Here is a 23,116-nt window from a genome sequence, read left to right as displayed (position 1 = left end):
TTCTAAAACAGGATGCGTCCGGGCGTCCCTACATCCGCGTCCTCGCCAGCCGTTTGGTCTGCCCTGCCAGATACAGCAGGAACACCAGCAGCAGAAGGCCCTGGACAATAATCGCTCCGGAGACGGTTGCGCCGAGATAAACAATGACGTAGTAGATGCCCGTGCCAACCAGCATCAGCGCGTTCTCGACGAAGTTTTGAATGGCAATCGTCTTTCCCGTGCCGACCATCTTCTTTCCTTCCTCCTGCAGGACCGTGTTCATCGGGACGATAAACACGCCGCCCATAAAGCCAACCAGGAGCAAAAACAAGATGGCAACCGCCGTGATATGGAACAGCGGGAACAGCAGGATCAGCACAAACATCAGGAAGCCGTACAGGATCGAGCGGTAAAACCGCTGGAGCGGAATCAGCTTGGGAGCGAGAAACGCACCGGCGATAATCCCGATGGACGTCGTCGCCAAAATCAGCGAAACCGCGGAGCTTTTCGGATCAATCCCAAGCGAGACCGGAATCCAGGCGATGACCGCTACACGCAGGACCGAGGAGCTCATCCAGAAGGCGCCTGTGCCGATGATGGCAAATCCGGTCTCCGGCTTTTTCAGCAGCTGCCGGAAGTGCGCGAAGAACAGGCGGGTTTCCGTTCCGTAGCGAATCATCGCATTTCCGTTGATCCGCGGGATGTGGAAGGTCATCAACACTGACAGGCCGTACAGGACCAGACAGATGACGGACGATACGAGGGTGGGAGTCATGGCGGCAATCGCTCCGCCGCCCCCGATCCCGGTCAAAATGGCGATGATCGTATACGCTTCGATCCGGGCGTTGGCATGGAAGAGCTGGTCTTCATTTTGCGTCAGCTCCGGCAGGATGCCGTACTTGGCTGGTGAGTAGACAACCGCCCCCACTCCGACGGTAAAGTAAGCGAGCATCAGCATCAGGATGCTGCTTTGGTCAATGACCAGAAGCAGCAGGACCCCCAGTACCTTGATCAGATTGCCAATGACCAGCACAAACGACTTGGGATGCTTGTCGGCGAAAGGCCCCACGAGCGGGGCCAAAGCGATATAAGGAAGAAAGAAGGCCATCGAAACAAGCGCCAGCATCACAGGTGAAAAGCCGTTGTCTTGCAGCAAATTGGCGATGACAAACAGGATCATGTTGTCGGCGAAAGCAGACAGGAACTGGGTAAAATAGAGAGCTTGCAGCGGTCGCATTCGATTTTTCATCATGCGGGTTCTCCTTTTTCAGCCATTTGTTTCAGCGTGACGTAGTCCGTTTTTCCGCTGCCGAGCAAGGGCAGCACTTTGGTCAATCGGATAGAAGTCGGGAGCAGCAGAGGCGAAAATTGCTTCTCTACCAAATAAGCCCGCAGTCGATCCAGCTTTGCCGTTTCATCTGCCGTGTAGAGGAGAATGCGCTCTCCTTTGCGGGCGTCGCTGATCGTGACGGCGGCAAAATCGGAGTGGCCGAAGCACTGGGCAGCCAGCTCCTCTACGAGATTGAGCGAAACCATTTCGCCGCCGATCTTGGCGAAGCGCTTCAGCCGGGACTGAATGGTCAAGAATCCGTCGGCATCGGCTTCCACGAGATCGCCCGTGTGGTACCATTCTTCGGCGGGTATGAACCCTTTGCCGTGAATCAGATAGCCCTTCATGACGTTCGGGCCTTTGACGAGCAGCTCGCCGCCATGGGAGATGCCTTCTACCTGTTCCAGCTGGTATTCCATGCCGGGCAAAAGGCGTCCGACGGTGCCCGGTCTGTTGGCAAGCGGCGTATTGAGCGACAGGATCGGGGATGTCTCCGTGGCGCCATAGCCTTCAAAAATGCGTACGCCGAATTTGTCCATCCACATCTGCCGTACATCGGGCTTCAGCTTTTCCGCTCCGGCGAAGATGTAGCGGAGCGAGTAGAAGTTGTACGGATGAGCAAATTTGCCGTAGCCCGCGAGGAATGTCGATGTCCCGAACATGAGCGTGATGTTCTGGTCGTAGCACAGCTCCGAAATAACCTTGTAATGCAGCGGACTCGGATACAGGTAGACCGGGATGCCCGCGATGACAGGAAGCATTGTGCCTGCCGTCAGCCCGAAGCTGTGGAACATCGGCAGCGCGTTTAATATCTTGTCCTTGTTCGTCAGGTCGATGACGCTTTTCACCTGCATGATGTTGGCGTACAGGTTGGTATGTGTCAGTACGACGCCCTTCGGCTTGCTTTCGCTGCCGGATGTAAACAGGATCAGCTCGTTTGTCGTCGCTTCCGAACGTTTGCCGGTCAGATAGGAGAACAGGGCGGAAAGCTTGTTGCCCGCCGTGGCGGACGCCTTTACATCCTCCAGGTAAACGATGCGAACGCGGCCTTCCAGTCCGGCGATCAGGTGCTGCAGCTTTCCTTTTTCAATAAACACGCGGGAGGTCAGGACCGTTTTGATCCCGGCTGTTTCGCAGCAATCCAGAAGCGAGCGGATGCCGAGCGAGAAATTCAGGATGGCCGGGGTCACGCCGATGCGAAACAGGGCAAACAAGGTAACCAAATGCCCGACGGATGTAGGCAGAAGCACGCCGACCGTCTGCTCGCCTTTCAACAAGCTCTGTACTTTGCTGCCGAGCAGATAGCTGCCGATGAAAAGCGCCCGGTAGTTGATAGACGACGTCATGTCTTTGGCGATGACGAGCTTTTTGCCGTGAATCCTGGAGGCTTCCAGCGCTTCGTTGAACAGGTTTACGTTCTGCTTCATCCGCGCCTGGAACAGTTCGCGCTGCAGCGTCCGCAGGATCAGGTCGCTTCCGGCTGCCTTTTGCTCCCGCATCGAGACGTTTTCCTTTTTATGCATGGTGAAGGGGGTACCGACCGAGATGTCTACCTTCGGGAACCAGACGATCCGCAGCTTGCCTTTCAGATAGGAGAACACGGAACGCTCGAGTCCCTGGATGACGACCGGATAAACGGTAGCGCCGGTCCGCATCGCCAGGTAGCCTACGCCGCTGTAGATCTTCATCAGGCCGCCGGTTGTCGTGATGCGGCCTTCCGGGAAGATGACCAGCGATTCGCCGTTTTTGACGACCCGGATCATGTGGCGAATGGAGTAAGGATTCATCGGGTCTACGGTGATATGTTTTCGGAAACGCAGGAAAAGTGAAAACTTTTTTGCGATCTCTGTGTTGGCTACAAAGGTGGTGTTGGACGGGAGGCAGAAGGAAAGGAGCACCGCATCCAACAGCGAGACGTGATTGGGAATGATGATGCCCGGCTGGGAGAGATCCAGCTTGCCTGTTCCATGGACACGCGGGCGAAACCAGAGCATGAGAAGCCATTTGATAAAGGTATAAATGAGAACCATCTGAACCACACCTTTGCTTATGATAAGGACCGTTCTTGATAGTTCTCATTCTACGCGGCGGCAAAAGTAAAAAAAGTACCAACTTTCATTGGTACCTGGTCATAAGACTACAGAATAAGTCTGCGAGTGGCTGAAAACCCGCTCAAAACAGCTTTTTTTGTTTGGCCTTGGCCGCCGCTTCCTTGCTCGTTTTGACGCCCATTTTTTTCAGGATGCGGTTGATGTGGTTTTTGATCGTACGCTTGGTGATGTGCAGGGTTTGCTCGATCTGGGACTGCGTCTGGCCCTGGTGGATGAGCTGGAGAATGTCCTTTTCCGCCGGGGACAGCAGCTTTTGGTCCTCGCCGCTCTTCAGCCGCATGAACTCGCTTCTAAGTGCAGCGGCGGCGGTGGGATGGATGGCAGACTGGCGCTGATAGGCGGCGCGGATCGCGTCGGGAATCTCCTTGAAATTGGACTTGCTGATGTAATTGACGACCGCTGCGGCGGAGAAGGATTCGACGATGACCTCTTCCGCCGTAAGCGAGGTCAGCATGATGATGGCCAGCTCCCGGCCCATCTCCGTCAGGGCCAGCGCGGTTTCGATGCCGTCGAGATTGTTCTCGGTCAGGTTGATGTCCATCAGCACGACGTCGGCTTCGCCATTTTGAAACCATGCGAGCGCGTCGTCCTTGGCAGCGGCTTCGCCGACGATGGCGATGTCTGCTTCTTTGCTGATGAAATCAACCAGTCCCTTTCGCCACACAGGATCGTCCTCCACAATATAGACGCGGATTTGTTCCACGGTTCTCCCCCCTTTTTTAAAGTGGTTTTATTTATTCAGCCGACTCCACCCGCTGGTGCGGGAAGTACAAGAAGACATTCGTTCCCTCGTCCTTGACGCTGTAAATTTCCAGTGTGCCCTGGTGTTTTTGCATGACATTGTAGCAGTAGGAAAGCCCGAGCCCGAAGTTTGTCCCGGTCTTTTTGGTCGAAAAGAAAGGATCGAGCACATGCGGAAGGTTTTCCTTGGCGATCCCTACGCCGGTGTCCGCTACGGCGATGACGAGGTGTTTTTTGGATAAAAACAGGTGCAGGGTTAGCGTGCCGCCCTTCTTCATCGCCTCCAGGGCGTTCATGGTCAGGTTGATCAAGATCTCGCGGAGCTGTACAGGATCGCAGCGGAGCAGCCACTGGTCGTCCAGCTCTGTCCGGATTTCTACCTGCTGTTGTTCCGCGAGGGGGTGCAAATTTTGCAGGACGTGCTCGATTAAGGCGGCAGGCTGAATCGTCTCCTCGCGCAGGGAAATGTCCCGAAGCTGCCCTTGGATGCGATTGACCATATCGAGCAGGTGAGAAGTGGACTGCTTGATCACTTGTATATCTTCCTGCAGGGCAGGCTGGTTGGATTTCTCCGCGTAATCCTGCATCCGCTCCGTGTAGAGCGAGATTTTTCCCACTTCGTTTTTGATGGTGTGGTTAATGATTTGCGTCCCTGACGTCATTGCCCGGAGTGTGCTGTCCAGACGACGTTTTTCCACGCGCCATCTGACGCCGAGAAAACCGTACTTGACACTGATCACCAAAATCAGAAGAAACTGAATTCCGACGATCAGACTGTTATACCTCCATGCTTCATAGTGGTTTTGCGTTCGCATCACGTATATGGTGATAAACACGAGCAGCATCGGGAAGATGACGAGAATATTGGTGAACAGTCTGCTTTGCTTCACGAGTGGGTCCTTTTCCTTCTTGTACAAAAAGATCAGGATCAGACTGGCCGCGACAAAATACGGCATCACCCAGGCCACCATCAGCCAGTAGTCAAACTGCAGCACCGGGTAGATCGGCGTGATAAGCAGCATGACTAGCGGCGGCAGCAAAGCGGCGTACTGGAGTATCGTCTTCGTCTTTTGCCGCAGAAAATCTCCGGAGTGTACAGCGAACATGAGAAACGTGTAAGGCAAGCCCACCTGACAGATAAAGGACGAAACCCTGCTGGCCAAAAGCAGCGCGGCGGACAGGGCGGAGGAAAGCGGAAACGAGTCTTTCACGAGCGGCATGAGCGTCTCGTTGAATACGGCTGACAAGAACCCGCATCCTCCGATGAATGCGGTGGCGCTGGCCCAGCGTGTAGACGTGTTTTTCGGATCGGTGTACAAAACAAAGGCCCCGAAGGCCCATATGGCCAGTAAGATGAGAACCATCATGGCGGCTTTTCTCCTGTCGTTTGTATAGGTTTCATTATACCGTACCGGAGTGGAGGGCGCCTTACCGGTAAATTTCCCCTTTTCAGGATTTTTTTAAGTTCGGTCACAAAACGCGAGAAAAAATGCGTTATAAACACTAGGAGGGGGGAGAAGGTGGATAAGAGCGAAATCGAGCAGATCATACAAGAAATCCAGCAGGGCAATTGGGAAAGGTTTGAACTCGTGATCGATCATTTTGGGCGCCCGATGTACACCTATTGCTACCATATGCTGGGGCATCGGCAAGAAGCGGAAGATGCTGTACAGGAAATCTTGTTCAAAGCGTACGAGCGCTTGGGGGAGTATGCGTACACGCTCTCCTTTTCAGCCTGGCTGTATAAACTCGCTTACCACCACTGTATCAGCTTGCTTCGCAAAAGAAGGCTGAACCGAATCCTTCCCGTTTTCTTTGAACCGAAGGAAGAGGGCCGCGACGTGATAAATGAGCGGATTGACCAGCGCTATCTCAGTGAACCGCTCCATCTGGTGCTGGACCGGCTCAATCCGGAGGAACGCAGCATTGTTATTTTGCGGGTGCTGGAGCAAAAAGGGTATGACGAGATTGCCCGCCTGCTGGATACAAAGCCGGCAACGCTGCGAAAACGCTACGAACGGGCGATCAGAAAATGCAAACGCTACTTGCAAGGTACAGGGGGGCTGACGGATGGAACCGAACAACACGGATAAGTGGCTGGAAGACATGTTTCGGGAAACGGTTGTTCCTCCGGTCGATGTCAAGGAAAGAGTGATGGGCGCTGTACAGAGAAAAGAAAGCAATATGGAGGCGGTAAAGGTGAAAAGAAAAGCAGGATTCTTTTTGGTGATCGGTCTGCTTGTGACGACATCTTCTGTCTATGCGGCTTGGCACAGCATACAGCTGAAAAATGAAAAGGGAGAAGTCGTCTATGAGCTGTACCAGATGACGGACGACAAGGATGTGAAGGAAAGCTTGCCCTCGGAAATAAAGGAGCGCATCAAACAGGAAGAAGCAGAGACGGAGCGCGCCATGAACATTGTGAACAGCTACTTCGATACGATGAAGCCAGGCACCGCTGCGGCTATTTACGTCGTTCCGAAACTGCCGCCTGTGGAAGGGGCAGAGGTGAAATACGCCGAAGGACATGCTCCCTACTTCACCGTATTATCAAAACCACTCGTTTTTGAAAAATGGCAGGAAGTGCGCGAGAAGCTGGGCAATACCGTAAAAGTGCCAGCCGAACTGGCGGGTGGATTGACCTTCCGGGAAGCTGACGTAAGCTATGAGGCCAAGAAAGACTTTGATCCGGAAGTGCTGAAAAAAGAGGCGGAGGCAGCCCAAAAAGAATTTGTCGTCAAGGAACTGGAGATCACGGGCAAATTGGACGAAATCTTTTTCTCCTATGCAGGACAGAAAGGGAAGGTAAGCGCCCTCGTGACCCAAGCCGTGCGGATCAATGGGAAAATCACGGTTGGCAGCGAATACGAAAAAGCGGAGAAACTGACGCTCGGCAAGACGCAGGCCGCTTACGAGGAGGTAGAGCGGGAGGACGGAAAAGTCCGCCGTTCCATTTCCTGGGTAGATGACGGGACGAACATGGTTTACAGACTGAACACCAGCTCCAAGGACATTTCAAAAGCGGAATTCATCAAAATGGTTGAGAGCTATATCAATACGGAATTACTCAAATAACAAAAAACGGAAGAGGGCTCCTTTTCAGCGCGTTTGCGGAAGAAAAGGAGCCTTTGGCATGCCTTCTGTTACCGGCAGCATGAATGCTTTGCCAACGGCTTTACCCCACGGGGCCCGAAGCGCTCTCCGGTTTGCTTTTCCTCATGGCATACCGCTCTTTTGCTTGCTCGTATTGCTGTCTCTCTTTTTCTGTTTCCGGAATCAGCCTGGGGACAGCTGTCGGCTTGCCCTGTTCATCCAATGCGATAAAGGTCAGATACGCCCGCGAGGTCAGTTTTCTTTCTCCTGTCAGCAAATTCTCGGATTCTACTTCCACATACACTTCCATAGACGTCTGATGAACCCATGTCACGTACGCTTCCAGATGAATGGCCTCTCCTGTTCTGATCGGGGCCAAAAAATCGAAGCGGTCGCTCGAAACGGTGACGACCGGTTTTCGGCAGTGGCGCATGGCGGCAATGCAGGCGATTTTGTCCGCGTAAGCCATCACTTTGCCGCCAAAAATCGTATTGTGGTGATTGGTGTCCGGCGGAAAGACAAGATCTGTCATGCATGTCCGGGATTCGCTGGTCTTTTTCGCTGTCTGCTTCAATATGTTCCCCTTCCTTTCATAGATAGGTTGCCATCCATCCGTCAGGCTTCGGCCCCCTGGCTCGCGGCAGAGCATCATCATTGACCGTCAATGGTTCCGCCCGCAGCGACCAAGCTTTTCAGCGAGGCGACCGTCTCTTTTGGCAATTGCGACAAAGCGGACTGACTCTGGACAAACGAGTCCATAACGGCAAACTCACCGTGGCGGAACGCCTGGAGAAAAATCCCGAGCTCATCCAGCTTTTCATCGGCGGATGCCAGACACTTTTTTGCAGCAGGCTCCAGCCGGTTCTTTTCATCCAAGATAACCGGAACGTGGAGCAAACTGCTGGACGGCTGCAGCCAAAAGGTATTCTCTGGAAGGATGCTCATGATCGTGGTAAGCAGCTTCCACTTGTTCGGCAAATGAGTGCGCCAGATGCTTCGGCCGTCAACAAGACCGAGCCCCAGCACTTTATCCGCAGGAAATCCGTAGACGCCAATCGCCTGCAAATGTCGCTCAAAACTGTGGACAAAATCGAGGCCGATTCCTTGCACAGGCAGCCCGATGATTCTCGGAAAGAGGTCAACAGCGCCAAAATAGGTTTGGAGCATGATGTTTAGGGAAGGAGCCGCTTCGTGCAGCTTTCGGTAAACGGATTCGATCACGTCTATCTCTTCCTCCGCCAGCGAGGTCGCCAGTACAGGCTCATCGATCTGCACCCATTGGACACCTGCCTCTGCCAGCTCCCGCAATACCCGGGCGTACAGGGGAAGGATCAGGTCGATGACTTGCGGCAATCGCTCCGGCGGGTAACCCCTGGACAGTTTGCAAAAGGTGTAAGGCCCGATAATAACGGGCTTTCCGTGGATGTCCAGCTCTTGTCTCGCTTCCAGATAGGCGGCAAGCGGCTTGTTTTCGGTCAGCGCGGGTGTCGTGTGTCCAAATTCGGGAACGATATAGTCATAATTTGTATCGAACCACCTGGTCCGTTCGCAGGCTTCGGCATTGTGGCTGCCGCGTGCCATGGCAAAGTAGGTTTGAAGGGAAACGGGGCCGCCTTCATAGGCAAAGCGCTGCGGCACAAGACCAAACATAACCGCCGTGTCGAGCATGTGATCGTAGAGGGAGAAATCTCCGACGGGAATGTAATCGAGGTGTTTTGCCTTCTGCTTTTGCAGATGGTGCAGACGAATTGTTTTCATCTTTTGAAGAAAGTCGGCCTCCCCCATGTTTCCCGACCAGAATGCTTCCAGCGCCTTTTTCCACTCCTGCTGCTCGTCAATGCGCGGATAGCCCAGGTTGCTGATTTTCATCTGGCACACGTTCATTCCACCGACTCCTTTTTTTGTGGACAGATCGAGAAACGACAAATCAAAAAGGCATTTCTCCCCATCGAATCGATAGTCAGAAATGCCCAAACAAGCAGTGACGACAGACGTAACCCTGCTCCTGGTAATTCTAACACCTCCCTATCTCCCGTAGGTACTGCAGTGTTGTCGAAACAGGCAGGTCTCCTGACTCTAGGCTCATCATCAGCGGCATGCCTTCCCAGTCCGGCGGACCAGTGGCGTCCAAATGCGCTGACTCCCCTATCACAGTGGCGGGACCGTGTCGGATTCGCACCGAGCTTCCCTTTTCATCCTTGTCCGAGAATGTCGGCAAGGAACCTGTTTCCACTTATGCGGTTGTAGACGCCATGATAGATGGCCATCAGGCGTGCAGGAATATACGATCTTGCATGAAAATAGTATACTCTTATGCGAAGCATTCTACAATATATGGAATTTATGGATGAGTCGAGAAGTTCGCAGCTGTTGTCAATGTGAGGCAGAGGCATGAGACTTCGGCAATCATCACCGTTGCAATGCAGCCAGCCCTTGACGATGATGTCGGCGGCGAGATGAAAAAACAGAAAGCCCCTCTTTCCGATATAAAAAGCGCGGAAAGAGGAGCTTTTTTATTTTTTCACAGGATCTTTCGGAACAAGCTCAAAAATTTGATGCGATTCCATCGTGTCGATAAACCGGGAAAGCCAGTCGTAATAAGCCAGTGCGTTGTCTATGCGGGTGATGCTTGTCTCTGCGCGGGCTTTTACTTCTTCGGAAAGCTCTTCTTCTTGCAGCAGGGATTGGAGCTCCAGCCGGGACTTTTTCATCGCATGCACATTTTGCTCGGAAGCAGCTCTCCATTTTAAGGAGAAAAAATCGATAAAGGTCTGGTGCCAATCCAGATTGACCTCGTAGTGATCCTTCCGCGTCCCCTTTTTCCAGATTTTATCCACCATCTGCAAATCCATCAAGGTTCGGACTCCCGTACTCATGCTTGTTTTGCTCATGCCGAGCGCTTCGCCCATCTCGTCCAGAGTCATGGCTTTATCCTGAAACAGCATCGTGCCATACAACAGACCCGTAGACATCGTAATCCCATACAGTTCCATGTTCTTGGCTAGTGTCTCGATGACCCGTTCCTGGGCCTTATTCAATTTTTCTTCATGTTTGTCTTCCATTTTGAAAAGAGCAGCTCCTCTGGTCAATTTACCTGTAAACGATTGTACTAATGAAGCTGACGAAAGTAAATAAACGAATCATACCGTATATGCTAGATATACTGAGAATACGGAACAAAAAGTACGTAAAGTTTTTTCTGAACAAAGATTACGCTCGAATATGGCCGCTTAGCAAATTTGTGGAAACAAAGGGCCGACCGATACAATAAGAGGGTCAGATTCGTGCGAACAAATTATTCGGAGGTGACGTTATGCCAAAAATCAAGGTAGAGCAGTTGACGAAAGTATTCGGGCGTCAGCCGCAGCGCGCCCTTCCTCTTGTAAAGCAGGCAAAAACGAAGCAGGAGATCTTGAAGGAAACGGGCCTGACAGTCGGGGTCAACCAGGCCAGCTTTGAGGTTGAGGCGGGCGAAATCTTTGTCATCATGGGATTGTCCGGGAGCGGGAAGTCGACGCTGGTGCGGCTGTTGAACCGGTTGATTGAGCCGACAGAGGGAAAAGTTCTGATTGACCATGCGGACATCGTGCAGATGAACGAGCAGCAGCTGCAAGAGGTCAGACGGAAGAAGCTGGGTATGGTCTTTCAAAAGTTTGCCCTTTTCCCCCACCGGACCGTACTGGAGAACGTCGAGTTCGGTTTGGAGATACAGAATATTCCAAAATCTGAACGCGAGCCGAAAGCGCGGGAAGCCCTGTCGCTTGTCGGACTGGGGGGCTGGGAAGACAGTTACCCGGACCAGCTGAGCGGCGGCATGCAGCAGCGGGTGGGACTCGCCAGAGCGCTGGCAAACGATCCCGATGTGCTTTTGATGGACGAAGCGTTCAGTGCGCTTGATCCGCTCATCCGCAAAGACATGCAGGATGAGCTTCTGGAATTGCAGGCGACGATGCAGAAGACGATTATCTTTATCACGCACGATCTGGATGAGGCGTTGAAGATCGGGGACCGGATCGCGCTGATGAAGGACGGGGCGATCGTCCAGATCGGAACGCCGGAAGAAATCCTCACCAATCCGGCCAATGAATACGTGGAGAAATTCGTGGAGGACGTGGACCGCTCCAAGGTTCTCTCTGCAGAGCACGTGATGAAGCGGGCCCAGACGATCACGCTAGACAAGGGGCCGCGGGTCGCCTTGCAGCTGATGAGAGACAGCGGCGTCTCCAGCCTGTATGTGGTGGACCGCAAAAAGACGCTGCTTGGCGTAGTGACGGCCGATGCGGTGAATACAGCCAAGCTGGAGTCGCTGTCGTTGGAGTCCGTCATGCGAAAAGAGATTCCTATCGTATCGCCAAAGACATTGCTTCATGAGCTGTTTGATCTGGTGGCCTTTTCCGACATTCCGGTAGCTGTTGTCGGGGAGCAAAACCGCCTGCTCGGCGTCGTCGTGAAAGGCAGTGTGCTGGGTGGCCTGGCAGGAAAGGTAAATACGGAAGTGGACAGCAGTGCCCGGGTCGATCAGATCCCTGATAAGGCAGAAGGGGCGAATGTTGAAGAGAGTGCAGGGACTAGCGTGATGCAACCTGCAAGCTTGGCGAATGGCGGCGTGAATACACGTGTGAACATCGGCGTGAACAGAAGCGAAAACAAAGAGGCTGCCGCAGACGTGAAAACGAACGAAGATCATGCCTTTTTGGAAGAAAGGCAGGTGAAGTAGGATGGGAGAGCTCTTTCCGAAATTACCGGTTGACCGTTGGATCGAACATGTGGTGGATTTTCTCGACGATCATCTCGGCATCGTCTTTGACATGATCTCGACCGTGATCGGCGGTCTTGTCGATCTGTTTGCCCTGCTGTTTTCCGGTTTGCCGTCCTGGCTGTTGATCATCGTTCTGGTGCTGCTCGCTTATCGTGCGGGAAAATGGCCGATCGCCCTGTTCTCGTTTATCGGACTTATTCTGATCGAAAACCTGGGGTATTGGGAGCACGCCATGGATACCCTGGCATTGGTTATGACTGCCGGTCTTATCTCTATCATTGTCGGAATTCCAGTAGGGATTTGGTGCGCGAGGGCGGACAGCGTACGCAATGTCGTCACGCCGATCCTCGACTTTATGCAAACGATGCCGGCGTTTGTCTACCTGATTCCGGCGATCTTCTTCTTTGGCCTGGGCAAGGTGCCTGGAGTCATCGCATCCGTCATTTTTGCGATGCCGCCGACCATCAGGCTGACCAACCTGGGAATCAGGCAAGTGCCCGCCGAGCTGATCGAGGCTTCGGATGCATTTGGCTCCACGGCGTGGCAAAAGCTGGTCAAGGTACAGATGCCTCTGGCCAGACCAACCGTTATGGCAGGAATCAACCAAAGCATCATGCTTGCGCTTTCCATGGTCGTGATTGCGTCAATGATTGGCGCCAAAGGACTGGGGGCGGACGTGTACCGTGCCGTTACCCAGATCAAGATCGGTGCAGGCTTCGAAGCCGGTCTGGCAATCGTCATCATGGCCATTTTACTGGATAGAATCACCCAGAGCATGGGGAAAAAGAAAAACGCCTAGGGAGGGGTCTTCATGAAAAAAAGATGGAGTACAGGAATCGCTGCAGTATTGGGGCTTAGCTTGCTGATGGCAGGCTGCTCGGGAGCGCCATCCGCGGAGCTGCCAAAGGATAGCCAGGGCGGTCAGTCCGCCGAAGGGTCAACGGGAGGTTCCGGCGGAGTCGGAGCCCAGGTCGATTACAAAATCATCGGTATCGACCCGGGTGCAGGGATTATGAAAGCGACAGAAAAGGCCATCCAGGAATACGATCTGAAGGATTGGGAGCTGGTCGAGGGCTCCGGTGCCGCGATGACCGCAGCTTTGACGCAGGCTTACAAGAACAAAAAGCCGATCATTATTACAGGATGGACGCCGCATTGGATGTTCTCCAAGTATGAGCTGAAATACTTGAAGGACCCCAAAGGCGTGTATGGAGCGGATGAAGAGATCCATACGATCGTTCGCAAAGGGTTGAAAGAGGAGCATCCGAGCGCGTACGCTCTCCTCGACAACTTCCATTGGACGACCGCTGACATGGAAAAAGTGATGCTGGACATCGAAGGCGGGAAAAAGCCGGAGGAAGCGGCAGCCGACTGGGTGAAAAACAACGAAGAAACGGTAAACAAGTGGGTCGAAGGCATTCAGCCCGCAGACGGCAAGAAAATCTCTCTGGCGTATGTCGCCTGGGATTCGGAGATTGCCAGCACGAATGTCGTCAAGACTGTTCTGGAACAAAAGCTGAAGTATCAGGTCGAGCTGAGCCAGGTGGAAGCGGGTCCGATGTGGGCAGGTGTATCCAATGGCGATGTGGACGGATTGGTAGCGGCATGGCTGCCGACCACTCACGCCGATTACTTTGAAAAGCTGGGGAAAGACGTTGAAGACCTGGGTGCGAATCTGGAAGGCACCAAGATTGGACTCGTAGTTCCTGCTTACATGGACATCGATTCGATCGAGGATTTGAAGAAGTAAGGATGAATCTGGAGAGAAAAGACAGCCCTGTCCCCGAGCAATATCGGGTTCAGGGCTGTTTTTTTGAGGGAAATGGCTGACTCTCGAAAAATGAAGAGAAAAGCGTTTCTCGCATTTCCACAGGAGGGTCACTTCGGAAACGCGACCGTTACCTTGAAGTAATCTCCGTCAATCTCGATCTCAAGACGTCCCCCCTGGAGCTCCACAATGCTTTTGGCAATCGCCAGACCGAGGCCGGAGCCTTCGGTGTGCCGCGATTTGTCTCCCCGTTTGAAACGCTCGAACAGTTCTTCGGCATCGAAGTCGATCTCGTAGGCCGAGACGTTTTTCATGGTGAGGATGACTTCCTCGTTTTGCTCGGACAAGGAGACGTAGACGCGGGTATTTGGCAGGGAATACTTCAGTGCATTGACAATCAGGTTTTCCAGCACCCGCCAGGTCTTGTTGCCGTCGAGTCTGGCGAACATCTGCTGATGCTCGACCTGCACCCGGAAGGTAAGCGATGACTCCTCGATCTTGTCATTGAACTCTGCCAGGGCCTGATTCAGCAGCGAGGCCACGTTGACGTTTTCCACCTGCAGCTCTACCGCTCCGCTAGCCATCTTGGACGCCTCGAACAGATCGTCGATCAGCACCTTCAGCCGCTGGGTCTTTCTGTCCAGCACCTCGATATAGCTGGCGATTTCCTCCGGCTTCAGATTCTCTTCCTTCAAAAGGTTGACGTAGTTGACGATCGAGGTGAGCGGCGTCTTCAAGTCGTGGGAGACATTGGTGATCAGCTCAGACTTGAGCCGCTCGCTTTTCACCTGGCCTTCCACCGATGCCTTGAAGCCTTGCTTGATATTGTTCAGGTTGTCTGCCAGACGGAACAGATTTCCTTTGCCTGTCGCTATGATCTGGTGGTCCAGATTGCCCGCTGCCATCTCTTCGGCACCGCGGAAGATTTTGTTCATCAGGCTGATTCTCCTGAGGATGTACGGGAGCACGGCGGTGACGTAGAACAGGCAGTAGGTCCCCGAAAACAAAAACAAGACAAGGTCGCGGCGTTCAAGGGAATACAGGAGCGTCAATGCGCAAACAGGAAAGGCCAGCGTCAGGCCGACCATAAGGACGAATTTTACTAGCATGTTTCGATTGGCCAATACATCCGTCAACAGATCACGGTATTTAACAAACAGGCTTTTCTGCCATTGCTGCTGCCAAAGCTCGTGGTCCCGGTTTATCCGAGTCGCCTCTATCAGGCAAAAAGACAGGTAGGCTACGGCGCACGATTCCAGCCCGAGAATGACGAACTGCTTCGGACGGATGGGCAGCGAAAAGAACGAGACGGAAAAGGCCAGCTCGACCGCGCATAAAACGGCAAAAAGCAGCACGAGCGCACGCAGGTCGATAGGAATGCGGCGCAGCAGGGAAAGGAAGCCTTCCACAAATGAGAGCTCGGCCGCGTGCCTGCGCAAATACAGGAACAACCCGATCGCGGCTGCGGCAGAGATGACCAGCAGGGCGCATTCCTTTAAGAGCCTTTCGCGGATCGACGAGAAATACTGGGCGTTGGATTGGATCAGGCTGTATCCTTCCACGTTTTTCGGGATGTACACGATTCCTTCCCAGTGATTGGTTTGAAAAAAGTGATTGTTCCATCTCAAGTAGCTATCCGTTTCATTGTCAGTGCTTGGAATGCGGACGGAAAAGACAGAGTTTGCTTTCAATTCTTCCGCAGAGGGAGGGTTCGGCACATTGGCGTACACCTCGTCTCTGTTCTTGTTCAGGATGTAGTAGTGGAACGACTCGCTCCGAAAAGCCAGGCCGTCCTCAACATCCTTGTATTCCCGATCCTTTTCGGCGACAGCTTGCTTTAGCGCTTGCCGGAACGATGCTTCCTGAGACTGACGGATTTTTTGCAGTTCCTGGCCTCTCGTTTGTTCCAGCTTGGGCACATTCTCTGCCTTTCCCGAGGCTTCGGCTTCCTCGATCAGGGAAGCGTAGTGTTGGTTGATCTGCTCCATTTGCTCCGCAGAACTGTTGTCGAATTCGCTCTTTAGCTGCTCGTATTGATCACCAAGCTTCTCTGCCTCTGTTTTTTCAGCATACCCCCGAAAATTGAAGTGATACGTTTTGACCATGTCGATAAACTGGTCAAGCTCTTGCTGGAAGTCAGATGTCTTGTAGTAGCGGTCCTCCTGAAGGTACTCTATCCGCGAAGCAATGTCCGCCGACGCCAGGAAAGAAAGCGAGGTCAAACAGAGGAACAGCAGGGAAGCCAGAACCAGCCCCAGCTTATTTTTCGATTTTGTATCCAATTCCCCATACCACCTTTAGATATTTCGGTTCCTTCGGGTTGATCTCAATCTTTTCCCGGATTCTTCTCACATGGACAGCCACCGTATTTTCGGCGTTCATGTACGGTTCCTTCCAGACCAGCTCGTATATTTCTTCAATGGAGAAGACACGGCCTTTGTTTTTCATCAGCAGCTCGAGGATTTTGTACTCCGTAGGGGTCAGGCGAACTTCCTCGTCATCGACGAAAACCGTCTTGGAGGTCGTGTTGAGGACCAATCCCCTGACGTGAATTTCGTCTTCGCTCGCGACGTACGTCCCCAGATGGGTATAGCGCCGCAGCTGCGATTTGACCCGCGCTACCAGCTCCATCGGGTTAAACGGCTTCGTTACGTAGTCGTCCGCTCCGACGTTGAGCCCGAGGATTTTGTCCGTATCCTCCGACTTTGCCGACAGCATGATGATCGGAATGTTTCTGCTTTCCCGGATGGCAAAGGTCGCTTTGATCCCGTCCATCCGGGGCATCATGATATCCATGATAATGAGATGCAGGTCCTCATTGTTCAGCACTTCCAAAGCCTCAAGCCCGTTCTCTGCCTTGAATACCTTGATATTTTCATTCTTGAGATAAATTTCGATCGCGTCGCGGATTTCTGCTTCATCGTCCACGACAAGCACGTTATACTTGGACACGCCAGCTTCCCACCTTACCAGTCAGTCTCTGTCTGTTGCTTTCCTGCACGAGGAGATATCTCTATCATACCGGGTACTTTTAACAAAAGGTCTTTGAAAATCCTTACAAAATTCTTACGAAAAGATAGATGACGCGAAAAAGAAAAACAAGGACCCGCAAGACAGGGCACCTGTATAAAGTGTCCAGCTTGCGGGTCACAGCTCAGCATTCGGCTCATGCTATTTTATTGCAAGGGAATGATCGACCAGCGTTTCGATGCGCTTATGGTCATCCATAGCTCGCATAGGCGATAATGCCCTCTTCTTCGTCCAGAACCAGCTCCAGCCTGGCCGAATAAGGATCGCGATGCATGTACGTTTGCAGCCAGTAGCGAATCGCTTCGATAATGTTGATTTTAATAAATATCTGCTTGCGGTCATTTGCATACACTTCGGCGGAAAAACCGTAGTCTTCGTCCCACATCAGCTCGACGGCAACCTCTTGCGGCTGAATCTGCTTTTTGCTTGCCACGTGCATGCAAATGGCGTTGATGATGTCCTGCTCGAGAATTTTTATCGTTTCCATGTATCCCATTCCTGCTTTTTCCGTTGGTTTTTAAATAACAGGTAGACCTTCCGGATCACAGCGATCAACACGACGATCGCGAGGATGTTGATCATGAATCCGAGGATGGAGCCGAGAACGCCCAGATCGCTGAACAAGCTGCCGAACAGCAATCCTGCCAAACCGCCGACGAGCAGGCCTTTCATGAAGCCGCCCTTGCTCGGAGCAGCGGTAGATGTATTTTTCATCGGTGTCGTGGAATTGGTCGTGGTGTTGCTATTGGTTGTGGAATTTACATTGGAATCGGCCTTATTCGGTGTCGTTTGCGTCGGTGCGATGGATTTCTTGCCGGATTTGTAGCCTTTTGCGTCGGCGTGATCGGCGCCAAATCCGGTCGGAGCCAGAACAAGTACAAAAGCGATAACCAGCATGATCAGCTTTTTCATTATAGGAAACGTCATCTCCTTCTTGTTTGTCTATCTATAATATAAGTGTATGATTATTTGTCGGCTAATTCAACAAGCATATAAAGTAAAGTGCGAATTGTCACAGATTGGACGATATTATACAGTTGTTAAAAAAATGATACATATGTACTGGGCATGAATGTTCATGGGTATGTTATTATAGCTTTGCTATAGTAAATTTAACCTAATTAAAAATTCTGAAAAGGGCAAACCCGCTGAAAGGCGGGGACGCAAAGCCACGGGTCTAAGGACGCATGCACATGCAGCTATGACAGCCGGGTTGCCAGACCGATGCAAAGAAGCTGTCGGATGGCGGTCTTCTTTTTTTGTGCCAAAAGAAGGGCCGGTGGCCGCGTAGACAAGGACAAGGAGGGATCATATCCATGGGAAACAGTCTCAAGCAAAAACTGATTGTCGTGATGAGCATCCTGCTGATCATCAGTTTGACTTCCGTATCTGTTGCTAGTTACTGGAGCTCCTCGAGAATTCTGGAATCCAGTCTCGACAAGGAAGCTGAGCTGACCGCAAAGAATCTGTCTGATCAGATCGAAACGTTCTTCAACAGCAAAATCGTCATTTTGGAAACCATTGCAAAGATGATTTCGGAGGACAACGATCAGGCAAAGGACCTGAAGCTGATACAGGACGCGCAGAAGCAAAATCCGGAATTTGAAACCTTCTTCTTTTCCTACGACCTGAGCGGGAACCGCGTCACCAACTTCAAAGGCGAAGTGACGCAGGTATCCGACAGAGAGCATTTTCAGGCTGCGGGAAAAGGCGAGGGCAAGGTGATCATCTCGGAGCCGGTCGTCTCCAAGCGGACCGGCAACAACATCGTGACAATCATCGTGCCGTTGATGAAAAACAACAAGCAGTACGGGTACATGGGGTCTACCATCCCGATCAATGACATTCAGACAACCGTTTCCAAGGAAACGTTCGGACAGACAGGCTACGCGTTTCTCGTCAGCCAAAAAGGAACCTATGTCTGGAATCCAAATGAGGATTTGATTTTGAAGGAGTCTCTGGCTACAACCGACATTCCTCAGCTGCAGGAGGCTTTCCAAGCCATCCAGGGAGGCGGAGAGGGAACGGTGCAGTATCAGGCTGAGGGCAAGGACATATTCGCTTCCTACGCGTCTACTGCCCATAACTGGGGCGTTTTCATTACGGCTCCGTCTGAAGAGCTGCATGCTCCCGTCAATGAACTGATGACGAAGCTTCTGATCATCTCCGGTGTCGCTATCGTGCTGGCCATCGCTATCGTATACGCCGTCGCTGTCGGAATGGTCCGGCCTATTCAGCGCCTGAACCAGGTGGTGCAGGTCGTGGCGAAGGGCGACTTGACCAACAGCGTAACGGTGCAGGGAAAAGACGAGATCGCCGTGCTGTCCCGCGATTTCAACCAGACGGTGAATCATTTGAAGGACTTGATTCAAGGCGTTTCCCTGTCCTCGGATGAGGTGCTCTCCTTTACCAGGGAAGTGTCCGCCGGAATTGACCATGCGACCCAGGCTGTAAACCGGATCAGCGAATCCATTCAGCAAATCGCCGGCGGTGCCGAGGCGCAGGCCGGTAGCGCCCAAGAGGTTGCGCTGTCCATGAATGATATGGCAGTCGGTATCGTAAAGATCGCGGAAACATCCTCGCAGGTGTCGGAATCGGCGCAGGAGGCGGCAAAACAGGCGGAGCAGGGCACGTCGGTGGTGGAACACGCTGTTCGGCAGATGTCGAGCATCGGGGAAGGCACCGCCAAGGTGGCGACGGCTATCGAAAAACTGCACTCGCGCTCTCAGGAGATCGAAAGCATTCTCGACACCATCAGCGGGCTGACTTCGCAAATCAATCTGCTCGCCTTGAACGCGTCGATTGAAGCCGCGCGAGCAGGGGAGCATGGCCGCGGGTTTGCGGTCGTGGCGGGCGAAGTGAAAAGCCTGGCTCATCAGTCTGAAGAATCAGCGGCGAAAATCGCCCAGTTGATTCAGGAGATTCAGCAGGATACCTCGCACGCGGTCGAAGCGATGAACGCCGGCAATAAAAATGTGGAAGACGGCGTTGAGCTGATCCAGGAGGTTAGGGCGATCTTTGAACGCATCATGAGCGCTTCGCGAAACGTAGCGGATCACATCATTGAAGTGTCCGCCGCTTCCGAAGAAATGTCGGCCGGCTCGGAAGAGGTAAGCGCGTCGGTGGCGGAAATGCACGCTATCGCCAACCACGCATCCGAAGACGCGAAACGCGTAGCGGAAGCGACCCATCAACAGCTGCTTACGATTGAAGAAATTGCCCGATCCGTCAACCAGTTGGGCGATGTGGTGGATGAAATGCAGAAGAGGCTTGGAAGGTTTACGTTGTAACCGCTTCGGATTCGGGCAGAGAAAGCCTCCTGGGAAAGGGGGGATGCCTCTAGAGGATCGCAGGAAATATCTCGCATTCTGCTAGCCAGAGAAACAAAAAACGCATTGGATTTGGAGGAGAAGAAGATGAAAAACTGGAAACAACTGATGATGGCAAGTACCGTAGCGGCCGCTTTGCTGGCGACAGGCGTAGTCGGCAACGCTTCGGCGATGAGCGCTGTCGCCGCCGTCAGCCAAAATGCTGCGGCGAAGAATGCCGATCTGAAACAGGAAAACAAGAAGTTTGAGTCCCGTCTGGACGCGATCATCAAGCGGGGGTACATCCTCGTCGGAACGCCGGGGGACTACAAACCTTTCACATATTTGAATCCGAAGACTGGCGAGTTTGAAGGGTACGATATCGACGCGATGAAAGAGTTTGCGAAAAGCCTGGGCGTAGAAGCCCGCTTTGTCCAAACCTCCTGGCCGACGCTGATGGACGACCTGTTGGCTGACAAATTCGATATCGCCGTAGGTGGCGTTACCCGCAATACCGAAAGACAGAAAAAGGCGCACCTGACTGACGGCTACATCCAGTTCGGTAAGGCTCCGCTGATCCGCAAAGAGGATAAAGACAAGTACAAAACCGTCGAAGACATCAACAAGCCGACTGTCCGCATCGGTGTGAATCCAGGCGGAACCAACGAAAAATTTGTTCGCGAGCACCTGACAGACGCGAAGGTGACGGTCGTGCAAAACAACCTGGACATCCCGGGACTTGTTGCCAACGGCACGTACGATGTGATGATTACGGACACCCTGGAAGCGATGGTTTATCAGAAGGCAGACCCGCGCTTGTATGCGGCGTTGACTGACAATCCTTTCACCAAAAGCGAAAAAGCGTACATGATCCATCGCGGAGATTTTATCTTTGCCAGCTACCTGGATGTATGGATGGATGAAATGAAGCTTCAAGGCAAATTTGACGAGCTTTACAAAAAGTGGCTACAGTAGCCAAATAATGCTATCATACAAATATCGCTTCGTACCAACGCGGAGCGATATTTGCTTATTGACGAAAATGATGGTATGATATTATCTATGTTAAAAAGACATGAATACCCGGGAACGATTTTGCGGCCTCTCATGAGGTTTCAAGCGGAAACGGAGGTTTTCTTGCTTTTTATCAATTGTTTACATGAGGAGGCCACAATCGTGATCGGAAAAGTAAAATGGTTTAATGCTGAAAAAGGCTTTGGTTTCATTGAGCGTGAAGATGGTGACGACGTATTCGTTCACTTCTCCGCGATCCAAGGAAATGGTTTCAAAAGCCTGGAAGAAGGACAGAACGTTGAATTTGACATCGTGGAAGGCAATCGCGGTCCACAAGCTGCAAACGTAAATAAACTGTAAATCCTTCTGATATAGACGGGGAAAGAGGGCTTATTCCATCAACAGGAATACGGCCCTCTTTTTCGGTCATTTTAAGTAGTAGGACATTTAGATTGAGGTAAAGGAGATTGACGCGCATTGGCAACATTTTATGAGTTTGGGCTCCATCATCTGGTAGCCCGTGCCCTGAGTGACATGGGGTTTGAAGAGGCGACACCGATTCAGGCGGAGACGATCCCCACCGTCCTGCAGGGTCAGGATTTAATCGGACAAGCGCAAACTGGAACAGGGAAAACTGCTGCTTTCGGCATCCCGCTCGTAGAAAGAGTGAATAGCGAGAAGGAGCAGATCCAGGCGGTAGTCCTGACTCCCACCCGGGAACTGGCTGTTCAGGTAGCAGAAGAACTGAACAAAATCGGCCAACTTAAAAAAGTGACTGCTCTGCCGATCTACGGCGGACAGGATATCCAGCGCCAGATCAGGGCATTGAAAAAGCGCCCGGAAATTATCGTGGCAACTCCGGGCCGGTTCATGGACCATATGAACCGCAAGACGATTCGTCTGCACGGCGTGGAAATGGTCGTACTGGATGAAGCGGATGAAATGCTCAACATGGGCTTTGTCGACGACATCAAGGCGATCTTGCAAGAGATGCCGGAAGAGCGGCAAACCTTGCTTTTCTCGGCTACGATGCCGAGACCGATCCAGGAAATTGCCCGCAATTTCATGAAAAACCCCGTCACCATTTCCATCAAGGCGAAGGAACTGACCGTTCCCAATATCCAACAGCAGTATATGGAAGTGCCGGAGAAGCAAAAATTTGACGTCCTGTGCCGTCTCCTGGACATCCATTCGCCCGAGCTGGCGATTATCTTCGGGAGGACGAAGCGCCGGGTAGACGAGCTGGCGGAGGCCTTGAACAAACGCGGATACGGTGCGGAAGGCATCCACGGCGACTTGAATCAGGCAAAACGCGACAGCGTGCTGCGCAAGTTCAAGGAAGGTACCATCGAAGTGTTGGTCGCTACCGATGTGGCCGCTCGCGGATTGGATATCAGCGGGGTTACTCACGTGTACAACTTTGACATTCCGCAGGATTCGGAGAGCTATGTCCACCGTATCGGCAGAACCGGTCGTGCAGGCAAAACAGGCTTGGCGATTACTCTGGTCACTCCGAGAGAAACGGACCACCTGCGTTATATCGAGAAGGCTACCAACCGCAAGATGGAAAGAAAGCCTGTTCCTTCACTGGCTGAAGCGATCGAGGGGCAACAGCGTCTTACAGTGGACAAACTGATGGAGACGACAGGCAGCGATGAACTGAGCATGTACAAGTCGTTGGCCGAGCAGCTGTTGGATGAGGTCGATTCCGTAACGCTGGTCGCAGCCGCATTGAAGCTGCTAACCAAAGAACCGGATACCACGCCTGTCCGTTTGACAGAAGAGGCTCCTCTGCGCGTAGGCAAGAGAAAAGCGATGGATCAGTCCAGAGGCAGAGGCCCGCGTACCGGAGCCAAGCGAAGCGGAGGAGGCGGAGGAGGCTTCTCGCGAGCGGGGCATGGAAAAGGAAGACCGGCCCAACACAACAGAAACAGAAGAGATTGGGATCGTGACCGTGACCGCAACAGAGACTAGAGTAGCGCC

The 23,116-nt window shown here is 52.6% G+C and carries 20 protein-coding genes and 2 riboswitches; of the genes, 9 read left to right on the top strand and 11 right to left on the bottom strand.

Translation table 11 applies throughout. The annotated features are described in order from the left end of the window. Window positions 1–28: 28 nt before the first annotated feature. From lplT to Q3F21_RS03505, 4 genes are all read right to left on the bottom strand, one after another. On the bottom strand, window positions 29–1,228 hold the full coding sequence (lplT, locus tag Q3F21_RS03520; RefSeq protein WP_340250081.1) for a lysophospholipid transporter LplT: 1,200 nt from the start codon (window positions 1,226–1,228) through the stop codon (window positions 29–31). Beyond that, window positions 1,228–3,339, bottom strand: a complete 2,112-nt coding sequence (locus tag Q3F21_RS03515; RefSeq protein ID WP_340250080.1) for an AMP-binding protein — start codon at window positions 3,337–3,339, stop codon at window positions 1,228–1,230. Before Q3F21_RS03515 ends, lplT begins: the two co-directional genes overlap by 1 nt. Window positions 3,340–3,481: 142 nt before the next feature. Next, on the bottom strand, window positions 3,482–4,123 hold the full coding sequence (locus tag Q3F21_RS03510) for a response regulator (protein WP_340250079.1): 642 nt from the start codon (window positions 4,121–4,123) through the stop codon (window positions 3,482–3,484). Between the two features lie 31 nt (window positions 4,124–4,154). After that, entirely contained in the window at window positions 4,155–5,528 is a 1,374-nt protein-coding gene (locus tag Q3F21_RS03505; protein WP_340250078.1) for a sensor histidine kinase, read from the bottom strand. Window positions 5,529–5,681: 153 nt separating this feature from the next. Here Q3F21_RS03505 and Q3F21_RS03500 point away from each other — a divergent pair, with 153 nt between their 5' ends. Both Q3F21_RS03500 and Q3F21_RS03495 read left to right on the top strand, forming a co-directional pair. Then, complete coding sequence (locus Q3F21_RS03500; protein ID WP_340250077.1) at window positions 5,682–6,254, top strand: RNA polymerase sigma factor; 573 nt, start codon at window positions 5,682–5,684, stop codon at window positions 6,252–6,254. Then, window positions 6,232–7,236 carry a hypothetical protein gene (locus tag Q3F21_RS03495; protein ID WP_340250076.1) on the top strand — a complete coding sequence of 335 codons (1,005 nt, stop codon included), beginning with the start codon at window positions 6,232–6,234 and terminating at the stop codon, window positions 7,234–7,236. Before Q3F21_RS03500 ends, Q3F21_RS03495 begins: the two co-directional genes overlap by 23 nt. A 100-nt stretch (window positions 7,237–7,336) precedes the next feature. Here Q3F21_RS03495 and Q3F21_RS03490 read toward each other — a convergent pair whose 3' ends face one another. From Q3F21_RS03490 to Q3F21_RS03480, 3 genes are all read right to left on the bottom strand, one after another. Further along, the gene (locus Q3F21_RS03490) at window positions 7,337–7,786 is read right to left on the bottom strand and encodes an acyl-CoA thioesterase (protein ID WP_340250091.1); all 450 of its coding nucleotides are present in this window, start codon (window positions 7,784–7,786) and stop codon (window positions 7,337–7,339) included. Between the two features lie 119 nt (window positions 7,787–7,905). After that, window positions 7,906–9,138, bottom strand: coding sequence for a hypothetical protein (locus Q3F21_RS03485; protein ID WP_340250075.1), 1,233 nt, complete (start codon window positions 9,136–9,138; stop codon window positions 7,906–7,908). Between the two features lie 159 nt (window positions 9,139–9,297). Beyond that, a riboswitch (cobalamin riboswitch) is annotated at window positions 9,298–9,496 on the bottom strand. 271 nt (window positions 9,497–9,767) lie between these two features. After that, a complete protein-coding gene (locus tag Q3F21_RS03480) occupies window positions 9,768–10,316 on the bottom strand; it encodes a GbsR/MarR family transcriptional regulator (RefSeq protein ID WP_340250074.1) in 549 nt (182 codons plus the stop codon). Between the two features lie 251 nt (window positions 10,317–10,567). On the opposite strand from Q3F21_RS03480, the gene proV reads away from it, so the two are divergent. Genes proV through Q3F21_RS03465 form a run of 3 tightly spaced genes read left to right on the top strand, consistent with a single transcriptional unit; the run spans window position 10,568 to window position 13,763 of the window. Beyond that, the gene (gene proV / locus Q3F21_RS03475; protein ID WP_340250073.1) at window positions 10,568–11,971 is read left to right on the top strand and encodes a glycine betaine/L-proline ABC transporter ATP-binding protein ProV; all 1,404 of its coding nucleotides are present in this window, start codon (window positions 10,568–10,570) and stop codon (window positions 11,969–11,971) included. A gap of 1 nt (window position 11,972) precedes the next feature. After that, on the top strand, window positions 11,973–12,812 hold the full coding sequence (locus tag Q3F21_RS03470) for an ABC transporter permease (RefSeq protein WP_340250072.1): 840 nt from the start codon (window positions 11,973–11,975) through the stop codon (window positions 12,810–12,812). A gap of 12 nt (window positions 12,813–12,824) precedes the next feature. Further along, complete coding sequence (locus tag Q3F21_RS03465; protein WP_340250071.1) at window positions 12,825–13,763, top strand: glycine betaine ABC transporter substrate-binding protein; 939 nt, start codon at window positions 12,825–12,827, stop codon at window positions 13,761–13,763. A 128-nt stretch (window positions 13,764–13,891) separates the two neighbouring features. Here Q3F21_RS03465 and Q3F21_RS03460 read toward each other — a convergent pair whose 3' ends face one another. The 4 genes from Q3F21_RS03460 to Q3F21_RS03445 form a co-directional block, all read right to left on the bottom strand. Then, window positions 13,892–16,063, bottom strand: a complete 2,172-nt coding sequence (locus tag Q3F21_RS03460) for a sensor histidine kinase (protein ID WP_340250070.1) — start codon at window positions 16,061–16,063, stop codon at window positions 13,892–13,894. Continuing rightward, window positions 16,041–16,733, bottom strand: coding sequence for a response regulator transcription factor (locus Q3F21_RS03455; RefSeq protein WP_340250069.1), 693 nt, complete (start codon window positions 16,731–16,733; stop codon window positions 16,041–16,043). Before Q3F21_RS03455 ends, Q3F21_RS03460 begins: the two co-directional genes overlap by 23 nt. A 268-nt stretch (window positions 16,734–17,001) precedes the next feature. Next, window positions 17,002–17,298, bottom strand: a complete 297-nt coding sequence (locus Q3F21_RS03450; RefSeq protein WP_003388627.1) for a YxcD family protein — start codon at window positions 17,296–17,298, stop codon at window positions 17,002–17,004. Beyond that, entirely contained in the window at window positions 17,286–17,723 is a 438-nt protein-coding gene (locus tag Q3F21_RS03445) for a hypothetical protein (protein WP_340250068.1), read from the bottom strand. The genes Q3F21_RS03450 and Q3F21_RS03445 overlap by 13 nt, the downstream gene beginning before the upstream one ends. Window positions 17,724–17,939: 216 nt before the next feature. Next, window positions 17,940–18,032: riboswitch (cyclic di-GMP riboswitch) on the top strand. A gap of 95 nt (window positions 18,033–18,127) precedes the next feature. Between Q3F21_RS03445 and Q3F21_RS03440 the strand changes: the two genes are divergently transcribed. The 4 genes from Q3F21_RS03440 (at window position 18,128) to Q3F21_RS03425 (ending at window position 23,107) form a co-directional block, all read left to right on the top strand. Then, window positions 18,128–20,101, top strand: coding sequence for a methyl-accepting chemotaxis protein (locus tag Q3F21_RS03440; protein WP_340250067.1), 1,974 nt, complete (start codon window positions 18,128–18,130; stop codon window positions 20,099–20,101). Between the two features lie 210 nt (window positions 20,102–20,311). Continuing rightward, window positions 20,312–21,094, top strand: a complete 783-nt coding sequence (locus tag Q3F21_RS03435) for a transporter substrate-binding domain-containing protein (RefSeq protein WP_425341207.1) — start codon at window positions 20,312–20,314, stop codon at window positions 21,092–21,094. A gap of 201 nt (window positions 21,095–21,295) precedes the next feature. Next, window positions 21,296–21,493, top strand: a complete 198-nt coding sequence (gene cspD / locus Q3F21_RS03430) for a cold-shock protein CspD (protein ID WP_003388620.1) — start codon at window positions 21,296–21,298, stop codon at window positions 21,491–21,493. Between the two features lie 117 nt (window positions 21,494–21,610). Next, the gene (locus tag Q3F21_RS03425; RefSeq protein ID WP_340250065.1) at window positions 21,611–23,107 is read left to right on the top strand and encodes a DEAD/DEAH box helicase; all 1,497 of its coding nucleotides are present in this window, start codon (window positions 21,611–21,613) and stop codon (window positions 23,105–23,107) included. Window positions 23,108–23,116 lie beyond the last annotated feature (9 nt).

This window comes from Brevibacillus borstelensis, from assembly GCF_037834415.1.
Lineage (GTDB): Bacteria > Bacillota > Bacilli > Brevibacillales > Brevibacillaceae > Brevibacillus > Brevibacillus borstelensis_A.
Note: the sequence above shows the minus strand (reverse complement) of the source record. Positions and strands in the feature narration are given on the sequence as shown.

Bases quoted from the DNA above. Each gene is read 5' to 3' on its own strand.
- Q3F21_RS03505 (WP_340250078.1), bottom strand. From the start codon at position 5,528: ATGATGGTTCTCATCTTACTGGCCATATGGGCCTTCGGGGCCTTTGTT.
- Q3F21_RS03450 (WP_003388627.1), bottom strand. From the start codon at position 17,298: ATGGAAACGATAAAAATTCTCGAGCAGGACATCATCAACGCCATTTGC.
- Q3F21_RS03435 (WP_425341207.1), top strand. From the start codon at position 20,312: ATGAGCGCTGTCGCCGCCGTCAGCCAAAATGCTGCGGCGAAGAATGCC.
- Q3F21_RS03490 (WP_340250091.1), bottom strand. From the start codon at position 7,786: ATGACAGATCTTGTCTTTCCGCCGGACACCAATCACCACAATACGATT.
- Q3F21_RS03485 (WP_340250075.1), bottom strand. From the start codon at position 9,138: ATGAACGTGTGCCAGATGAAAATCAGCAACCTGGGCTATCCGCGCATT.
- Q3F21_RS03440 (WP_340250067.1), top strand. From the start codon at position 18,128: ATGGGAAACAGTCTCAAGCAAAAACTGATTGTCGTGATGAGCATCCTG.
- Q3F21_RS03495 (WP_340250076.1), top strand. From the start codon at position 6,232: ATGGAACCGAACAACACGGATAAGTGGCTGGAAGACATGTTTCGGGAA.
- Q3F21_RS03515 (WP_340250080.1), bottom strand. From the start codon at position 3,339: ATGGTTCTCATTTATACCTTTATCAAATGGCTTCTCATGCTCTGGTTT.
- Q3F21_RS03470 (WP_340250072.1), top strand. From the start codon at position 11,973: ATGGGAGAGCTCTTTCCGAAATTACCGGTTGACCGTTGGATCGAACAT.
- Q3F21_RS03480 (WP_340250074.1), bottom strand. From the start codon at position 10,316: ATGGAAGACAAACATGAAGAAAAATTGAATAAGGCCCAGGAACGGGTC.
- lplT (WP_340250081.1), bottom strand. From the start codon at position 1,228: ATGAAAAATCGAATGCGACCGCTGCAAGCTCTCTATTTTACCCAGTTC.
- Q3F21_RS03445 (WP_340250068.1), bottom strand. From the start codon at position 17,723: ATGAAAAAGCTGATCATGCTGGTTATCGCTTTTGTACTTGTTCTGGCT.
- Q3F21_RS03465 (WP_340250071.1), top strand. From the start codon at position 12,825: ATGAAAAAAAGATGGAGTACAGGAATCGCTGCAGTATTGGGGCTTAGC.
- proV (WP_340250073.1), top strand. From the start codon at position 10,568: ATGCCAAAAATCAAGGTAGAGCAGTTGACGAAAGTATTCGGGCGTCAG.